Genomic DNA, 18,683 nt, shown 5'->3' on the forward strand with positions numbered 1-18,683 from the left:
TTAAAAATGTTATTCTAAAGTATCAGATGTATAAAATTGAGTTTGAATAAATTAATTCAAATATTTTAACCGTATTAATTAAAAATGGTGTAAGGAGGAACTTTATGATTAATATAGCAGTTTGTGAAGATGAAAAAGAAACACAACTTTTAATAGTAGATTATCTTGCGAATATATTAAAAAATATAAGTATAGAATATGAAATACAAAAATATTTATCTGGAGAAGAGTTACTTGAAAGCAACTTAAAAGACATAGATATATTATTTCTTGATATAAAGATGGAAAAACTAAATGGAATGGATACTGCAAGAAAGATTAGAGAAGTAGGTAATGAAATGGAAATAATATTTATAACCTCTTTGATAGACTATATACAAGAGGGATATGAGGTGAGAGCTTATAGATATTTATTAAAGCCAATAGAATTTGAAGAATTAAAAAAACATGTTCTGACTTGTATCAAGGATATAGAAATAAACAGGGATAGTTATATCGCAATAAAAAATAAGTCCAACACATACAAGATTTATTTAAATCAAATTAAATATATAGAAGTTCAAAAAAAAGATATGATAATACACACTATAAATAAAAACTTTGATATAAAGTACAGTCTAAGTAAAATAGAAAAAGAACTAAATCTGTCTAGGTTTGTAAGATGTCATAAAAGTTTTATAGTCAATTTAAATTATGTTGAAAATATAAAATATAATATTGCAATACTGGAAAGTGGGGAAGAAGTACCAATTAGCAGATACAGGTATAAAGAGGTCAAAGAGAAGTTCTTGAAATTTCTTGGTGATACAATATGCTAAATTTTATGATTGAGCTATTATTAATTTTATCTATATTTACAAGATTTATTATAATGAAAGATGTATTAACTTACAAAGACGATAATAAAAAAAATGAAAAAATCATATTTTATATTTTGTTGTTTTTGATTTATTTTATGGTTGAATTAACTAGATTATTAAATGAAGGAAAGTATTACAATAATATAAGTTATCTATTTCCTATTGTTACATTTATTGTTTGGGGAGGATATTATAATTATTTTTATAATATAAGTTATATTAAGTATGCTGTTTTCTTTTATTTATTTAGAGTATATTATGAATGTTTAAACGATGTTGTAGATAGGATACTATTTTTTGTGATTACAGGTAATGTTATATCATCTAAAGAATACTTATTGCTATCTCATCTAGATTATATAAAAATTCATATATATAGTAATTTAATACTTATTCTCATATACATGATATTTTATTTTTTTAGGAAGTATATAAAATCAATTAGTCAGGATAAGAGAAATTATGTATATTTATTATTTGCTTTATTAGTTAATACAACTAATGTATTCACAAATTATATATTGAAGAAATTAGAACGTTTTGGGTCATTACATTCAGAAGGATACTATTTTGACAATTTTGTGAATCCGAAGTTAGTAGGAGCTAGTAGCATACTTCTTATATTAGTATTTAAAGAAATAATAAAAGAAAATAAATTAAAATCCCAAAATGAATTAATAAAAAATAAGTTAGAGATGCAATATGCACATTATTTAGCCATTCAAGAATCTCATATGAAAGTTAAGAAGCTTTACCATGATATAAATAATCATATTTATTGTATAGATAATCTCAAAAATAATAGTAAAGAAATAGATGAATATGTGAGGAATTTAAAAGATGAGATTAAATCATTTAAAGATATTTATAATACAGGAAATATGATATTGGATATTATAATCAATGAAAAGAGTGAAATATGTGCAAAAAAGGGAATTAAATTTAACTGTTGCATAAATTTTTCAAAAATAAATTTTATGAAGCCTATAGATGTCTCGAGCATTTTTTCTAATATTTTAGATAATGCTATAGAAGCATGTGATAAAATATTAGATGAAAAGAGTAATAAATATATTAGAATTAAAGGAACTATAACGAAGTCATTTTTTGTACTTAAATGTGAAAACAGTAAGGTAAATTCTATTACTTCCAATAAAAGTATATTATTGACAGACAAAATGGATAAATTTGTGCATGGAATAGGAATGCAGAGTATTAAATCCTCTTTGCAAAACTATGATGGAGAACTATTATTTGAAAATAATAAGGATAAATTTATGTTAAATATATACATACCACTAAATCAAGATACTGACAGTTGGGTTGATTAAGTTACTAGTTAGAGCATCTATATTGATACAAAAAAATAAGGATGTTATCTTTTTAATAATAAAAGATAACATCCTTATTTGTGTATTAAGGTACTTATAGTTTTACTAGTATAAGCTATAAGTACCGTATAGAAAGGTGGTATGTACTGAACAATGAACCTTGAAAGTGAAGATAATATAAAAAATTATTGCAGTGTAATAGGTAATGCCTTAGAGATGTAAATACAATGGAGGGAAGTATATATGAATATAAAAATATATAGAGTGACTGTAGTAGTAGCTTTAAATGTCAGTTTGGGATTGATGGTAGGATGTATGTCTCCTAAATTTGATAATAATTTAAATAGTTCAAAGCAAATCAGTGAGGATTCATTAAAAAAACAAGTTGAAGATAAAAAAGAAGAATCGATTGAATTGTTTAATGATTACTCAAAAAAGATAAATGATATAAATGGAAGAGAAGAAGTAAAAAAAGATTTATCTCAAAGGTTTTCTAAAACTATAACAGATAGTGGCTATAGTGTTACTGATTCAAAAACAGATGGTAGTTTTGTGGTATCTATAAATGGAGCTGAGAAAGTACCTGAAAAAAATATTCGAAGTTTATTCTATTCTATGTCTGAAGACGACAAAGAAGGAAAGGTAATAATTGATATTCTCTGTGCTAAAGAATATCCAGAAGAAGATAAGTTGTCTAAAAGTGATAAATATATTAAATTCATATACAATCTATTTAAGTCATTGACTAATACAGAATTAACAGAGAACGAATTTTTTTCTATTGTAGAAAAAAATTTTAATGAGGGAGTAGGTACTATAGAGCTTCCTTATATGAATGATATACATATTGAAGTTAACAAAGTTAAAAAGTCTACTAAAGTCTTAAAACTTAGCCTATTATACAAATTTGATATTTCAAATCATTAGCATGTTAGTGTAATATAAAAGCTTATAACAAAATAGAAATAGATTATATATAAATTATTTATGCTTCCATTTTATGTAAAAGGACAGTATAATATAATTAAAGTATGTTATAACATACAAAAAGCTAATAGATATTTATCTAAGGGGGATTTTAAATGAGTCAAACTAATAGAATAGAAGCATTTAGACAAGAATATATTAATTCTAAGCCTATGATATGTTGTGAAAGAGCTAGAATTTTTACAGAATCACATAAAAAAACTGAGGGAGAAGCTATATGTATAAGAAGAGCTAAAGCTTTTTTAGAGACATGTAAAGGACTTCCTATAAAAATATTTGAAAATGAATTAATTGTAGGGACAGCAGGTAAGTTTAGAAGAACAGGTATATTGACACCAGAATTTTCTTGGCAATGGGTAGATAAAGAGATGGATACTTTTGATGAAAGAACTCAAGACCCATATGTAATATCAAAAGAGCAAATAGAATTTATAAGAAAAGAGATATTTCCATATTGGAAGGGCAAATCTTTGGAAGAAGTTTTTTTAGCAAGAATTCCAGAAGATACAGCTAAGATATTGGTAGATACAGGAATAATAGACAATGATTCTAAGTGGAGACAAGCAGTTGGTGAAGTAACTCCAGATTATCAAGATATACTATTTGTAAAAGGATACAAAGGAATTAAAGAAGATGCAGACAAAAAAATAGCAGAATTAGATATATCAATTTCAGAAAATATTGAAAAAATAGATTTCTACAAATCTGTTTCCATAGTGGCAGAAGCTATCATGTCATTGGCAAACAGATATTCAAAGCTCGCAAAAGAAATGAGTGAGTCTGAAACAGATGAAAAAAGAAAAGCAGAGCTTCTAAAAATAGCAGAAATATGTATGAATGTACCAGCAAATCCTCCAACTAGTTTTTATGAAGCAATTCAATTTGTATGGTTTGTACAACTAGGTGGTGTTTTATCAGAAAATCCTCTAGCATTAAATTTAGGTAGATTTGACCAATATATGTACCCATATTATGAAAATGATGTTAAAGAAGGTAAGATAACTGAATCAGAAGCTCAAGAATTGATAGAAGCTCTTTGGATTAAGTTGTCAGAATGGGTATGGACTATATCAGCAAATACAGCAAATTACTTTGCAGGATACAATCAATTCCAAAATCTTACTGTTGGTGGTAAAAAGAGAAATGGTACTGATGGAACAAATGATATTTCATATATGTGTTTAAAGGCTACAGAAAGTGTAAAAACTCATCAGCCAGGTTTGAGTGTCAGAGTAAGCCAAGGAGCACCAGATGATTTTGTTATGGCAGTTGCAAAACTAGTAAAACAAGGTACTGGTTTCCCTGCTATACACAGTGATAGCGCAGGAGCACAAATGTTATTACAAGATGGATATGATGCAGAAGATGCAAGAGACTGGAGTAATTGTGGTTGTGTAGTTCCTCATTTCAGAAAAACAGGGCAATGGACTTCAGCAGTAAATATAAATTTTGCAGCAGCTTTAGAATATGCCATGAATGAGGGGAAAAGCAGATTAACTGGAGAAACAATGGGGTTAGGTGTGAAGAATATTACAGAATTTGCTTCTTTTGAAGAAGTTAAAGATGAGTTTTTAAAGCAATTAGCATACCTTATTAAAAATTCTGTTATAGGAACTACTGTTGCCCAACAAATTCATAAAGAAATGGTACCAAGACCATTTTTATCTACTTGTGTGGATGGCTGTTTAGATAAAGGTATTGATTTAAGTAAGGGTGGAGCAAAATATAATATAGGACCTGTATTAACTGGTATAGGGCTAGGAGTAGTTTCAAACTCACTAGCAGCTATAAAAAAATTAGTATTTGAAGATAAAGTTACTACACTAGAAGAGTTAACAAAAGCACTAAACAATGATTGGGAAGGCTATGAAGATTTAAGAAAACTTGCACTTGATGTTCCTAAGTATGGAAATGATAATGATTATGTAGATTCATTAGCAATTGAAGTGTCTGATTTTTATTATACTGAGACTAGAAAATATAAAGATATATTTGGTTCAAAATTTAATAGTGCATTTATGGGAATATCAAATTATGTGCCAACTGGAAAAATTGTAGGTGCAACTCCATGTGGAAGAAAAGCAACAAAACCTTTGACAGAAGGTGTTTCTCCATTTGTTGGAACTGACACAACAAGCCCACTAGCAGCTATGAAATCTGCATCAAAAATAAATCATGATGTTCATACAGGTGGAACACTATTAAACCTAAGACTAAATCAAGATTTGGTGGAAACAGAAAGAGGACTTAGAAATTTATCATCTATGGTCAAATCATATTTTGCTCTAGGAGGATTCCATGTACAATTTAATACAATATCAAATGATATTTTATTAAAGGCTCAAGAAAATCCAGAGGAATATAAAGATTTACTAGTGAGAGTTGCTGGATATAGTACTCAATTTGTTAATTTATCAAGAGAAATGCAAGATGCGATAATAGCTAGAAATTCACATAGTAACTTTTAATTATGAGGTAGATTATGAGTAAAAAAGGCAGAGTTGTAAAAGTGCAACATTTTTCAGTAAATGATGGGGATGGAATAAGAACTACTATATTTTTAGAAGGATGCAAATTAAAATGTAAGTGGTGTTCTAATCCAGACTCTTGGAGTAATATAGTCAAGTTAGGTGTTATGAAAGATAAATGTTTATCTTGTAATAGGTGTATAGATGTTTGTCCTCAAAATATAAGTTCGCTATTTGATAGAGCACAAATAAATAATAAGTGTGATTTATGTGGAGAATGTATCAAGGTATGCCTTAAAGATGCCATCTGTATAATGACTGAAGAAATGACAGTTGAAGAAATTATAAAGGAAGTTGAAAAAGATTTTATATTTTTCTTTGAGTCTAACGGAGGGGTTACTTTTTCTGGAGGGGAGCCAACACTTCAAATTGATTTTTTAAGAGAATTAGTGAATGTATTTTATAATAAAGGTATAAATATAGCAATTGAAACTTGTGGATACTTTGATTGGAATAAAGTGAATGATGTATTTGAGAAAATAGACCATATTTTTGTAGATATAAAATCAATGGATGATAATGTTCACAAGGAGTATACAGGAGTAAGTAATAAAATTATATTAGAGAATATATGTAAGCTTTCAAAGTTGAATAAATCTATGGTCATAAGAGTACCAATTATTTATGGAGTTAATGATAGTGAAGAAAATATAAGAAATACTGCCTTATTTGTAAAACAAAATGTTCCAGGTGGAAAGATGGAGTTACTTCCATATCATAAATTTGGAATTGATAAATATAAGGCATTAGGGCTTGAGGATTATATATATGAATTTGATGAAATTTGTAATAATCATATGTTAAAATTAAAAGAGATAGTAGAACTTACAGGAGTAAAAATCATAGAATATAAATAGACTATCAGGAGGATTTTAACATGGATAATAAATTTCCTAATGTGGGAGAAAATTTAAGGTTATTAAGACAAGAAATGGGCATAAGTTTGGATAAAGCTTCAAAGATGACAGGAGTTAGTAAAGCAATGCTTGGTCAGATTGAGAGAGGCGAGTCTAGTCCAACAGTATCTACCTTATGGAAAATTTCATCTGGATTTAAAATAAATTTTACAACACTATTAAGTGAAAACACAAATACTTATGAAGTTATAAAAAAAGAAGAGGTGGAACCTATTATTGAACAGAAAGGAAATATGAAATTATATCCAATATATCCTTTCAGTCCTCAAAGGAGGTTTGAACTTTTCATAATTGAACTTGAAGAGAATTGTACTCATGTTTCATCTACACACAGTCATGTTTTAGAAGAGTATGTACTTGTAATAGAAGGTAAGCTTGACCTTAATGTTGATGGAAAAACTTATATTTTGGAGTCTGGACATTCTATTAGATTTGATGGAACATTAGAACATATATATAAAAATTTAAATAAAGGAAAAACTATATTTCATAATATAGAAGTTTATCGATAATTTTATAGTTATCCTTTTCTAAAATAAATTATAATTTTAGAAAAGGATGACTTGTTTTTATAATATTGGAAAAAATATATATGTATTAATGTTACTGTTTAAAAAAAAACATAAAAGCATTATAATAATATTAACAAAATAGAATAAAGAGGAAGATAATATGATTATAAAGGTTTTATTGACAGTATTAGTATTAGTGGTATTGTATATTCTGTATAAATATGAAACTCAGCATATAGAAACGACAGAATATACTATTTTTAATGAAAAAATTCCAAAAGAGTTTGATGATTTTAAAATAGTTCAAGTAAGTGATTTACATAATAAGGTGTTTGATAAAAAAAATAATAAGGTATTGATAGATAAAATTGATTCCTTAAATCCAGATGCTGTATTTATAACAGGAGATTTAGTTGATGGAGAAAATAAAAATTTTCAAGTTGCACTAGATTTAATAGACAATCTAGTAGAAAAATATGAAGTATATCATATAATTGGAAATCATGAACAAAAATCTTTGATAAAAAAGTACAAGCATTTATATAAAGACTATTTTAAAAAGTTATATTCAAAAAAAATAATAAACATGGAAAATGAGTCTGTAAGAATCGATAGAGGAGATAGTCATCTTAATTTATATGGTTTAATTATACCATTAGAGTGCTATCCATATTTTTTTGGCAATAATAAAAAGTTAGAATTAAGTGACAATTTTATAGAGGATAATTTAGGTAAGATAAATGAAAATGAGTATAATATACTTTTAGCTCATACACCATTTTTCTTTGAAAAATATGCAAAATGGGGAGCAGATTTAATTTTAGCTGGACATGTTCATGGTGGAATAATAAGGATACCTTTTATTGGAGGTGTATTATCTCCAAATAGAGAATTTTTTCCTAAGTATGACTGGGGTAAATATGAAAAAGATAATAGTACTATGATTTTAAATAAAGGCTTGGGAGGTTCAAAAGTTCTAATTAGACTTAATTGTAAACCAGAAATAGTCAAAATTACATTGAAGTCTAATGAATAAGAATTTGTATATAGGCATCAATAACATATAAATAAAGTTGATGTTAAATCCAGTTAAACATGTATGATGACCAATTTTGAATAAGTGTTGAATTAATAAAAATAAAGTGCTATTTTTAGCATAGAATATTTAAAATATGGGGGGGATTAGAAGAATCATGGGTGATATAAGTAGATTTTATGAATCTGTAAGAAATAAATATCCAAAACTAAAAGATGGAACTAGGGTTCATATGTGGCCAAAAGAGAATCTTATAATTGGTCCAATTTATGATGAAGCAAATGGATATGAAAAAAGTATAGGAAATGTGGATAGTTTAACTTGGAATCAAATTGTTGTATTGGCAGAGTGTGATGGGAAAAACACTACTGAAGATGTAATAAATATATTATCCAACAGATATAGGAATATACTTAATATGAAAGAAAATATTGTAGAATTTTTTAGGTTTTATGAGAATGTATATTTAACTTTTGAAGATGAAGTACAACCACTATCAAGTGTTTTTGAGATAACAGGAAATAAAGTATATCTTACTCCTCTATATTTTACGATAGAGATAGATGGTGACAATAGTACAAGTAAATATCTTTCTGAAATCATAAGTTTGTTAAAGTGTATGTATGAAAAGGGTTGTAGATTCATAGAAGTTATTGGCGAAGATATTTTAAAAAATAAAAATATGAGAGAAATATTTCAATATATGCTAGTCCATTTTGATTTGATAGTGGTAACTAAGGAGAGTTTTACTATTGATAGAAGCTTGATAAAAGAATTAGATAATTATCGTCATAAAGTAATATGGAAAGTATATTCAAAAAATGATAATGCACATGTTAAATTAAAAGAAGATATAAAAATAACTAGTTTGATAAAAAGAGGGCATACAGTAGTAAGAGAGGATAGGGAAAAAGCAATAAAAATAGAAGATATGAGATTTAAAGATACAAAAGAAAGATTTTCAAAATATGGTGCAGAATGGAGTCATTTGTACATTTCTTCTGATGGTAGTGTAAAATCTTATTCACTTCAAAAAGATAAAAGAATCTATTTAGGCAATATATTTAACAATTCTGTTGAAGAGATTTTCTTAGAGATGCAAGATAAGATTGATAAATTAGAGATTGTGTATCAATAAGTATAAAAATTATATTTTATAAGAGCTTTATAGACTGTTTATTTAATTTTGTGTCAATAATTATAATGAGGTGATTTAACTTGTTAAAATTATTGGACAAATTTTTTTATGATTTTTTACTTAAATGCTGGATGTTTATGATGTTATGGATTTTTAGAGAACTTTTTACAAATTTTAAAATGACTAAAAAATTTAAATTTCATAAAATATTTATGTAAAAATCATATAAAATTCATATAGCATATGTATTATATAGAGTATAGAAAGACTAGCTTAAAAACCATAATATAATACCCTATTGTAATGATAACCCTCCCTCACATCCTCAAATAGAGTTATCATTACAAGAATTAATCCATAAATTTAAAATTTATGGTTTTTTTTTATTTAATTTGTTTTATTATATTAGAATATGATTTATTATAGAATATATACTAAGTAATATAGAATGCAGTAATTAAATTTTTGACATGTTTTTAACTATATTAATAAGGAGGAGTATTTATGAATGTAAATAATCACAAGTGTCCAGAGTGTGGTGAACACAGTAAAAAATTTGAGATAGTAGAGGAAAATGAGGATTGTGTGACATTTGAATGTTATACTTGTGGAACTATATCTATATTGAAGTATTGTGAGAACTGTAAAGAATTTGTATTTGTAAATATTCCAAATAATGTGGAGACATATGAGTATTGCTGTGGAAAATGTAATAATAAGATTTAATATAATAAATATACGTAATTTCATATACCATTTATACCAATCTCATATAAAATTCATATATAAAATGTATTATATAAATATAGAAAGAACTAGCTTAAAACATAATATAATTACCCTAAAATTATAATGACAACTCTCCCTCACATCCTCAAATTATAGTTGTCATTATAAAACAATTTGGCTGTTTCAAAATGTGAAATCATTTTAGGAACAGCTTATTTTTTTGAAAAAATAAAGAAGGCAACGGGAAGCCTTCTTTCGTGTAAAAAAAGTTTAATTTTTTGTTAAGATTTGTTTGTTTATTTTATATTACCTTTATAATATGTGTTTATTTGAAGGTTGGCAATGGATTTTGCACAACTGGTCATTATTAATGTAAAAGTGGAATATTATTAACAAATAATGATTACAAAATTGTAATTATTATTTGTTAAGTAAATGAGTAAAATATCGTATTAATGGGTATATAATTAATAATATACTAGTTTGGGGAGGATAAAATTATGAATTATAAAACAATCATATTAAATAGAAAGTCTGTTAGAGAATACAAGAACACAGATATTAAAGAGGAATATCTTAGTGACATTAAGAAATACTCAGAATCTTGCAAGAAACTAGTTCCAGAAATAGATGTTGACATAAGAATTATGAATAGAAATGAAGTTTTCGACAATTTAGATAAAGTGGCAGGATACAAAGGAAATATGATAGATGCTCCAAGTTATATTATCATATTATCTGATGTAAAAGATAATTATATTGAAAATTCAGGATACATAGGTGAAAGTATAATCTTTAAAGTGACAGAGCTTGGAATAGGTTCTTGTTGGGTTACTTTTGAAGATGGCAAAAAAGTAAGAGAGAAACTTGGAATTGATTCAGATAAAGAAGTAACAGGAATTATAGCAATTGGATATGGCGAAAATGCAAGTAATACTAAAGTATTAAATGCTACAAAAACTGGAGAAAATTATTCAAAATCTGATATGCAAGTTGTATTAGACAATGGTTCTTCTAGACTTGGTGTAGAAGATGTAGTTTACATGGATGAATGGGGAAATGATGCAAGTATAGAAGTATTAGAAGAGAGAGCTCTTCTTGAGGCATTCCACTATGCAAGATTAGCGCCATCTACATTAAATAGACAGCCATGGAGATTTATAGTTGATGGAGGAGTTGTAGTTTTAGCTGTTAGAAAAGATGGGCATACTAGTTTATATGAAGAAAAAATTGATATAGGTATTGTTATGCTTTACTTTGCAACAATAATAAGTGCGACTATGTTTGAACTGAAATGGAATTTAGGTACTCCAGATAAAGATTACAAAGTACCAGAAGATTATAAGATAGTTGGATATTGTAATATATAAGATAATTTAATACTTAATTTAACTACACTTAAATTAATTTTTATAAAAAGTTCAATAACATTATATTGTAAAATGTTATTGAACTTTTTTATTGTATAATATAACTTTCATATTTATTATAGCTATAAATTAAAAAAATACTTATGAATTTAAATTCTTACAATTTTGTGCATGAATAGAGAGGTATATTATTTTATTAGATTGTATAATTTGCTTGGAGGTAATATCAAATGGAATGGATAAATAAATTAAATCAAGCTATTACTTATATTGAAGATAATCTTGAAAGTGAAGTAGATTATGCAGAAGCAGCAAAAATCGCATGTTGTTCAACCTTTCATTTTCAAAGAATGTTTTCATATATCGCAGATGTACCACTATCTGAATATATTAGACGAAGACGTATGACTAAAGCTGCCTTTGAACTACAGAATAGTAACATTAAAATTTTAGAACTATCAGAGAAATATGGTTATGATTCACCAACATCTTTTAATAGAGCTTTTCAAAATATACATAGTATTTCCCCATCAGCAGCTAGAACAAAGGGTGTTGTTTTAAAAGCGTACCCTAAGATGACATTAACTATTTATGTAAAAGGGAATGTAGAAATGCAATATCGTATTGTAGAAAAGAAAGGATTTCGTATTGTTGGCATAAAAGAAAGTATGAATATGGTTGTAGAAGAATGTTTTGATAGAATTCCTAAGTTGTGGGCTAAATCCATAAAAGATGGAACCATTGATAAGCTTTCAGAATTGATAAATAACGAACCTCAAGGATTGCTAGGAGTTAGTGTATGTACTAATGGCAAAGATTTAGATTACTATATTGCTACTTCAACAGATGAGCCTGTATTAGAAAACACTTACGAATACTCTATACCATCAGGTACATGGGCAGTATTTGAATGTGTATCTTCAATGCCAAATGCTTTGGCAATACAAGAATTACAAAAAAGAATTATTACTGAGTGGTTACCAAGCTCTGGATATGTATATGCTAATTTGCCAGATATTGAACTTTATCCTAATGGTAATATCAATACTCCTAATTATACTACAGAAGTTTGGATTCCAATTAGGAAACAACATTAAAGTTAACGAATAATATAAGATTTTAAAATTACAGACTGAAAAAGGTCTGTTATTTTTTTGAATAAATGGAAAGTAGGCTTTACATAAGAGGGAAATAGTTGTATAATTATGGAAAGTAAACTTTACATTAATGAGATATTAAAGGAGAAAAATGTGAAAAATAGATTAGAAGAAATAAGAAAAAAGAGAGGTATAAGACAAGAAGAACTTGCATCTGCATTGCAAGTATCAAGACAAACTATAGGTTCATTAGAAAATGGTAGATATAATCCTTCTATCATACTAGCTTTTAAGATAGCAAGATATTTTGATATGAATATTGAAGAAATATTTATTTATGAGGAGGAGTGAAAATGAAAAAGAATAGATTATATGTTGGAATTGGATATTTTATTTTTGGAATTTTACTTGTTTTATTGGCTATGTTTACAGAGTTTTCATTTGAAGCTTTTATTTGGGGATTATCTGGAGCTGCTTTAGGACCTGGGGTATGTATGATTTTTCAATATATATATTGGAGTAAGCCAGAAAGAGCTGTAGAATATGAAGAAAAGGTAGAGAATCAAAGAATAGAGATGCATGATGAAAGAAGAATTATGTTACGTGATAAATCTGGACGTATTACTAACCAAATCATGTCTTATGTTTTCGTAATTCTTATATTTATTGTTTCTATATTGAGTGTATTCTCTGTAATGGTAATAAGTAAGTGGGTTTTAATTGTTCTTGGATTGCTTATTTTATTTCAATTTATTTGTGGAGTCGTTGTATATAATAAGTTAGATAAAAGGTTGTAACACTAAATATGAAATTGGATAAAAGTAAATTAGTTTTAAACTTTATATTAGTAGATTAATTTATGAAATTGTATAACTTCTTAAAAGCCACAAGTATTACATATTGTGGCTTTTTTATATGGAACTCTATATATTTTTAAAGAGAAGTATTACAGTATTCTTACTTATGAGTGATTTTTAGAGATTCTAAAATAGATTAGTCTTCATATAAATCACCACTATTTTCTTTATTAAGAGTTCCTTCTAATTCAATCATTAGAAATTTTGTAAGTTTTTTAACTACAGGTCTATGTATTGTATTTTTAGGTACAATGATAAATTCTCCTTCTTTGACTTCTGTTGATACCTCTGGTGTTTCCAAATTAAATTCTCCTTCTATTACATAAAACAATTCATCTGATTTTTCATGAACATGAAAATCTAAGCTTCTGTTTTCTACTTGTACAACACTTAATACATTATTGTTTATCTTTCCTAATTTTTTGTATACATACAGTTGTCCAATATTATTTACTTCTTCAATTATGTTAGTTTTTGATAACATTAAAATCTCCTTTAGGTTTTATTTTTGTTTGACTTTACTATACCTGTATGTTAACATCAATCTTATTATTTGTGAAATAGATTGATTTGATTATATTAATCTGATATTTAGATAGAATGGGAGAAATAGATATGGAATTAAAACATTTGAACACATTTTTAATACTTAGTAAAATTAAAAATTTTACTAAGACTGCTGAATATTTAAACTATGCACAATCAAATATTACAGCTCATATACAACAATTAGAAAGAGAATTGGATGTACGCCTCTTTGAACGTATTGGAAAAGGTGTAGCATTGACTAGAGAAGGTGAAAAGTTACTTCCATATGCTGAAAAGATGCTTTTATTATCATCAGATATAGAAAAAATGTATAAAGAGAAAGATAATTATGGTCGTATTGTTATTGGAGCATCAGAGTCTATTTGTATTTTTAAGTTACCTGAGATTATCAAAATATATAAAGAGAAATATCCAGATGTTGACCTTTTTATAAAAACTCTAGATTCTTCTGATTTTCTCCCTTTACTTGCTGATAATACTATTGACATAGCATTTATACTTGATTTACCTGTAAATGATAAATCTACTATTTCTGCATTAAGAAATAAGGAATCTATCTGTGTCTTATCAGTCCCAGAAGGTGATTTAGCCTTAAGAGAAAAGGTGTATGTTCAGGACTTTCAAAATGTTCCATTTATTTTGACAGGAAAGAGTTGTTGTTATAGAAGTCTGTTTGAGAAAGAGCTGTCTGAATTATCTATAGTACCAAAAATAGTTCTTGAAACTGGAAGTATTCAGGTAATTAAACAAACAGTACTTAGTGGGCTTGGACTGTGTCTTCTTCCAGAGCTTGCAGTGGAGAAGGAATTAGAAAAATATGAATTGGTTAAGGTCCCATTTACTACAGACTATAATATTTTTTCACAATTAATCTACCATAAAGATAAATGGCTGTCTAAGAATATTTGCGATTTTATCTCTATTGTAAAAAAGATGTAAGGGATTATTTTTTTATTGTTTGTGCGATGCTAATATAAGATATATATTGATATTTTTAGAAAGATAACATAGTGTAGAGCGCTTGTTTATAAGTTTATATAGTAGGTATATGCATTGTTAGATGAACAGTCTCTTTTCCGGTTTTGGTACAAAAAAGGGATGATTCAAATTTTTATTTTGAAATAATCCCTTAAAATTAATTTTAGTTACTATTTTTATATTATTATACTATTCCTTTATCTATCATCGCATCTATCATTGAATCAAACCCAGAGCTATTATACATAAACATTACAACATCAGCATTACTTTCCTCAATCATATCTTTGTATGTTTTATCTATTGAGTTTATATTTCTAGGGTCTACTATCTCTACTTCATTAAACATATCAGCAAATAAAAGTGTTGTAGGAGCCTGGTATGAATCTCTAAATATTAGTATTTTTTTATCTAATAATGCTTTAGGATTTTTTACAGTTAATATATTAGTTTGAGCTCCTCTAATGTATGCCCCACCATAATCCCACTTCTTATCACTTCTTTTAGTTGCATAAACCTCCCTTTCTTCTTTTTCTTTTCCATTTATATCAAAGCTATAATCTTGGTTATCTTTTGTTATATAAACTACATATTCATTTTCTTTAATTAGCATATCTATATTTTGATTATAACTTCCTACAAACTTTTTATCAGTAACTATAGACTTTTTGTAGCTATTAAAATGATTTCTTAAATCGTGCTTAGAAAGACCCAAGTCCATATTTGATGCCATCATTTTAAAGCCTTCAAATGCTCCATATCCAGTCCAGTGATGGTCAGTTTTAAAATATAAATTTTCTCTTTCTTTATTTGAATAGTTGCTTAAAAAATACTCATCCATATCTATGTATTTAATTGAATCTTGATTTAATCTACTTTTAAAATTCTTTAAATTTATATCTATATTACTTATATTATCAACATACTTAGGATATAAATGTTTTAACATATTAGATTTATGTGGCATCATTGTAAAATACACATCTTTTCCCATATCTTTACTTAGATTAGATAAGTAATTAATAGACTTTTCGTATCTATTTAATTGGTTTTGGTTTAAAACTTTTGGAAACATACCTAATATCCAGTTATCTTTTCCTAAGTAATAGTTACCTACTTTAGTTTTATTTAAACTAGCTTGAGATTTTGTATTTATTGATATCATTTCATCTCTAAATGCAAAATGGTCATTAAAGTACTCTTCAAATTTATCTATGTAGTTACCTTTTTTAAAATTTTCTATAGTTGGGAATTTTGCAAGATTTCTATTTTCAGTTATACTTAATTTTTTCTTTGGAAGTGCGAAGTTTAGTATAAAAAATCCAAATACTATAATTAAAAATGAAATAGCAACAATCCTTGGTTTATTTTTATTCATGTTTGTACCTCCAAAATTAGAATCTAAAGTATAAAAATGGATTATAAGTTGAGCTACTTAACATTACCATTACAATAAACATGCAAGCAGCTATGAAAGCTGCATTAGTAACTTGACACACTGTGCTATTTAGTGTATTTTTATTCTTCTTAACTATTAATGACTTTACAACTTTTACAATAGGAGTTGATAGAATGATTGCTCCAACAATTACATACCAATATTCAATTATAAATACATTGAATCCATTACTGGCAAGTGAATAATTTCCAGAACCAAACATAATACCTATAAAATTAATAGCTTTTGGTAAATCTTCTGATCTAAAGAATACCCATCCAATCATGACTATAAAAAGTAAATACATGTGTCTTATGATTCTTGGCATTTTATATAATAACTTTTCTAAAAATGCTTTTTCTATTGATATTAATATTCCAAAATATAGACCCCATATAATAAAAGTCCAATTAGCTCCATGCCACATGCCAGTTAAAAACCATACTATAAATAGATTTCTATATAGTTTTAATCTAGAGACTCTATTTCCACCTAATGGGAAGTATACATAGTCTTTAAACCAAGTACTTAAAGATATATGCCACCTTCTCCAAAACTCAGATACTGTTTGAGAGATATATGGATAGTTGAAATTTTCTAAAAAATCAAATCCGAATATCCTACCTAAACCAATAGCCATATCACTATAACCACTAAAGTCATAGAATATTTGAAGTGTATAGCAAACTACACCTAGCCACACATCAAGTCTTGATAAATCTCCTGATGACTTATTAAATACATCATCTGCGATTATACCTAATTGATTTGCTAAAATTACCTTTTTTCCAAGACCAATAACGAACCTGTTTACGCCTTGAGTAAATTTATACCAATTATGTTCTCTATGTTCAATGTCACCTGCCACAGTCTGATATCTAACAATAGGACCTGCTACAAGCTGAGGGAATAAACTTATGTATAATGCTAGGTTAGTTAATTTTCTTTGAACTTTAGCATCATTTCTATATACATCTATTACATAGCTCATTATCTGGAATGTGAAAAATGAGATACCTAAAGGTAATTTAATTTCAGGTATAGTTATATTTGTATTTAATAAAAAATTAATATTATCTACAAAGAAATTGCTATACTTGAATATACCAAGAATGGATATATTGTAAATCACAGAAAGCACAACCCATATTTTCTTATTTTTACTGTCAGAAACTTTAATACCAAATATATAGTTTACTATTATTGATAGCATCATCAAAAAAATATATTTTGGTTCTACCCATGCATAGAAGGCAATACTTGCTAGAAGTAATACGACATTTTTATACTTAGAATTTGCCAAGTAATAGAAAATGAGTGTGACTGGAAAGAATAAAAATAAAAATATTAAACTACTGAATATCATATTAGACTCCTTATCTTTTTATTATTTAATAAATGAATAATAAATAAAACAACTAAAATTAATAATATATATATTAAGAGTAAGGTTTTGATTTATTTCTGATTTTAGACCCATACTATTTAACTACTGCTGCTTGCTGAGCACTTATTGAGAGAGTAGCAATACCAACAATAAGTTGATGTAGCAAGAATTATGCTCAGAGCAATTGCTAAAGATTTAGCTTTATAACTTTTTATGTATTTTAGTGTTATTTTTAAATTATATTTTATATTTACCACTTCTTTTCTTAACTAAATAAATTATATCTTTATCTAAAATATATAGCAAAGTAAGTATTTTCAAGTTTTAAGTACTTAATTGTACAAATTTAACTATGTTTTTACAAGTTTAATTAATATATATGTAAATTTTGACTTTTTACATAATTTTTTTAAATGATATAATGTTATAATGGATTAATAAAGCTATTACAATAAAATAATAAAGAAAAATCACGGACACATTGCTTAACTATATGTGTTTGCCTGTGGTTGTAGCTCTATACAGTCCATTAAGATAGATGTTGTTTATATATAATTATAAAAAGAACTCTTTATTAAGTATTGGAGTCAGAATACTTTCAGATATGCTTTTATTACAAGTTTGTTTTAAATGACAAATACTTTAAAATAATATCGAATCGTTATACTGAATAATGATGATTGATTATAAATATTTTTAGAGAGGGAAAAGTTTTAGAGATTGGGGAAAAATTAATATGATAAGAAGTATGGATTTATTAAGTAAATACATAAAAAATCCTGCTTTGTTTAGATATGTTTTAGGAGTTCAAGATGAAAAAATATTACAATAAAAAAAACTCTTTAGTATATACTAAAGAGTTTTTTTTTATTGGTGCCGCTGATGGGACTCGAACCCATATGGTTTCCCGTACGATTTTGAGTCGTATGCGTATGCCAGTTCCGCCACAGCGGCTTATATTTTAAATCC

General features: G+C 26.8%; 17 protein-coding genes and 1 tRNA gene. 14 read left to right on the plus strand and 4 right to left on the minus strand.

The genetic code is table 11. From position 1 onward, the window contains the following. The first annotated feature begins 104 nt into the window (after positions 1–104). The 13 genes from ACTG47_RS05470 to ACTG47_RS05530 all read left to right on the plus strand — a co-directional run bounded on the left by ACTG47_RS05470 (position 105) and on the right by ACTG47_RS05530 (position 13,302). On the plus strand, positions 105–818 hold the full coding sequence (locus tag ACTG47_RS05470) for a LytR/AlgR family response regulator transcription factor (RefSeq protein WP_479926404.1): 714 nt from the start codon (positions 105–107) through the stop codon (positions 816–818). A gap of 53 nt (positions 819–871) precedes the next feature. Beyond that, positions 872–2,191 (plus strand): GHKL domain-containing protein, encoded by a 1,320-nt coding sequence (locus ACTG47_RS05475; RefSeq protein ID WP_479926405.1) that lies wholly within the window; start codon positions 872–874, stop codon positions 2,189–2,191. 243 nt (positions 2,192–2,434) lie between these two features. Further along, complete coding sequence (locus ACTG47_RS05480; RefSeq protein WP_479926406.1) at positions 2,435–3,118, plus strand: hypothetical protein; 684 nt, start codon at positions 2,435–2,437, stop codon at positions 3,116–3,118. A gap of 155 nt (positions 3,119–3,273) precedes the next feature. Then, positions 3,274–5,646: a glycyl radical protein gene (locus ACTG47_RS05485; RefSeq protein WP_479926407.1), complete on the plus strand. Its 2,373-nt coding sequence runs from the start codon at positions 3,274–3,276 to the stop codon at positions 5,644–5,646. 14 nt (positions 5,647–5,660) lie between these two features. After that, positions 5,661–6,563, plus strand: coding sequence for a glycyl-radical enzyme activating protein (locus tag ACTG47_RS05490; RefSeq protein ID WP_479926408.1), 903 nt, complete (start codon positions 5,661–5,663; stop codon positions 6,561–6,563). A gap of 20 nt (positions 6,564–6,583) precedes the next feature. Next, positions 6,584–7,135: a helix-turn-helix domain-containing protein gene (locus ACTG47_RS05495; RefSeq protein ID WP_054269641.1), complete on the plus strand. Its 552-nt coding sequence runs from the start codon at positions 6,584–6,586 to the stop codon at positions 7,133–7,135. 160 nt (positions 7,136–7,295) lie between these two features. Then, on the plus strand, positions 7,296–8,171 hold the full coding sequence (locus ACTG47_RS05500) for a metallophosphoesterase (protein ID WP_479926409.1): 876 nt from the start codon (positions 7,296–7,298) through the stop codon (positions 8,169–8,171). Between the two features lie 157 nt (positions 8,172–8,328). After that, positions 8,329–9,309 carry an SPASM domain-containing protein gene (locus ACTG47_RS05505; RefSeq protein ID WP_479926410.1) on the plus strand — a complete coding sequence of 327 codons (981 nt, stop codon included), beginning with the start codon at positions 8,329–8,331 and terminating at the stop codon, positions 9,307–9,309. Positions 9,310–9,813: 504 nt separating this feature from the next. Next, on the plus strand, positions 9,814–10,035 hold the full coding sequence (locus tag ACTG47_RS05510; RefSeq protein WP_054269644.1) for a hypothetical protein: 222 nt from the start codon (positions 9,814–9,816) through the stop codon (positions 10,033–10,035). A gap of 503 nt (positions 10,036–10,538) precedes the next feature. Further along, the gene (locus ACTG47_RS05515; protein ID WP_479926411.1) at positions 10,539–11,408 is read left to right on the plus strand and encodes a nitroreductase family protein; all 870 of its coding nucleotides are present in this window, start codon (positions 10,539–10,541) and stop codon (positions 11,406–11,408) included. Positions 11,409–11,638: 230 nt separating this feature from the next. Further along, positions 11,639–12,505 carry an AraC family transcriptional regulator gene (locus tag ACTG47_RS05520; protein ID WP_479926412.1) on the plus strand — a complete coding sequence of 289 codons (867 nt, stop codon included), beginning with the start codon at positions 11,639–11,641 and terminating at the stop codon, positions 12,503–12,505. A gap of 153 nt (positions 12,506–12,658) precedes the next feature. Continuing rightward, complete coding sequence (locus ACTG47_RS05525) at positions 12,659–12,856, plus strand: helix-turn-helix transcriptional regulator (RefSeq protein WP_054269647.1); 198 nt, start codon at positions 12,659–12,661, stop codon at positions 12,854–12,856. A gap of 2 nt (positions 12,857–12,858) precedes the next feature. Then, a complete protein-coding gene (locus ACTG47_RS05530; protein ID WP_479926413.1) occupies positions 12,859–13,302 on the plus strand; it encodes a hypothetical protein in 444 nt (147 codons plus the stop codon). Between the two features lie 196 nt (positions 13,303–13,498). On the opposite strand, the gene ACTG47_RS05535 is transcribed toward ACTG47_RS05530, so the two are convergent. Beyond that, positions 13,499–13,846 carry a cupin domain-containing protein gene (locus ACTG47_RS05535; protein ID WP_169466266.1) on the minus strand — a complete coding sequence of 116 codons (348 nt, stop codon included), beginning with the start codon at positions 13,844–13,846 and terminating at the stop codon, positions 13,499–13,501. Between the two features lie 131 nt (positions 13,847–13,977). Between ACTG47_RS05535 and ACTG47_RS05540 the strand changes: the two genes are divergently transcribed. Continuing rightward, on the plus strand, positions 13,978–14,850 hold the full coding sequence (locus ACTG47_RS05540; RefSeq protein WP_479926414.1) for a LysR substrate-binding domain-containing protein: 873 nt from the start codon (positions 13,978–13,980) through the stop codon (positions 14,848–14,850). A 223-nt stretch (positions 14,851–15,073) separates the two neighbouring features. Here ACTG47_RS05540 and ACTG47_RS05545 read toward each other — a convergent pair whose 3' ends face one another. The 3 genes from ACTG47_RS05545 to ACTG47_RS05555 form a co-directional block, all read right to left on the minus strand. Next, the gene (locus ACTG47_RS05545) at positions 15,074–16,267 is read right to left on the minus strand and encodes an alginate O-acetyltransferase AlgX-related protein (RefSeq protein WP_479926415.1); all 1,194 of its coding nucleotides are present in this window, start codon (positions 16,265–16,267) and stop codon (positions 15,074–15,076) included. Positions 16,268–16,283: 16 nt separating this feature from the next. Then, a complete protein-coding gene (locus tag ACTG47_RS05550; RefSeq protein WP_479926416.1) occupies positions 16,284–17,693 on the minus strand; it encodes an MBOAT family O-acyltransferase in 1,410 nt (469 codons plus the stop codon). A gap of 892 nt (positions 17,694–18,585) precedes the next feature. Continuing rightward, positions 18,586–18,668: transfer RNA gene (locus ACTG47_RS05555), tRNA-Leu, on the minus strand. Positions 18,669–18,683: the final 15 nt, after the last annotated feature.

The organism is Clostridioides sp. LIBA-6622 (assembly GCF_056716095.1).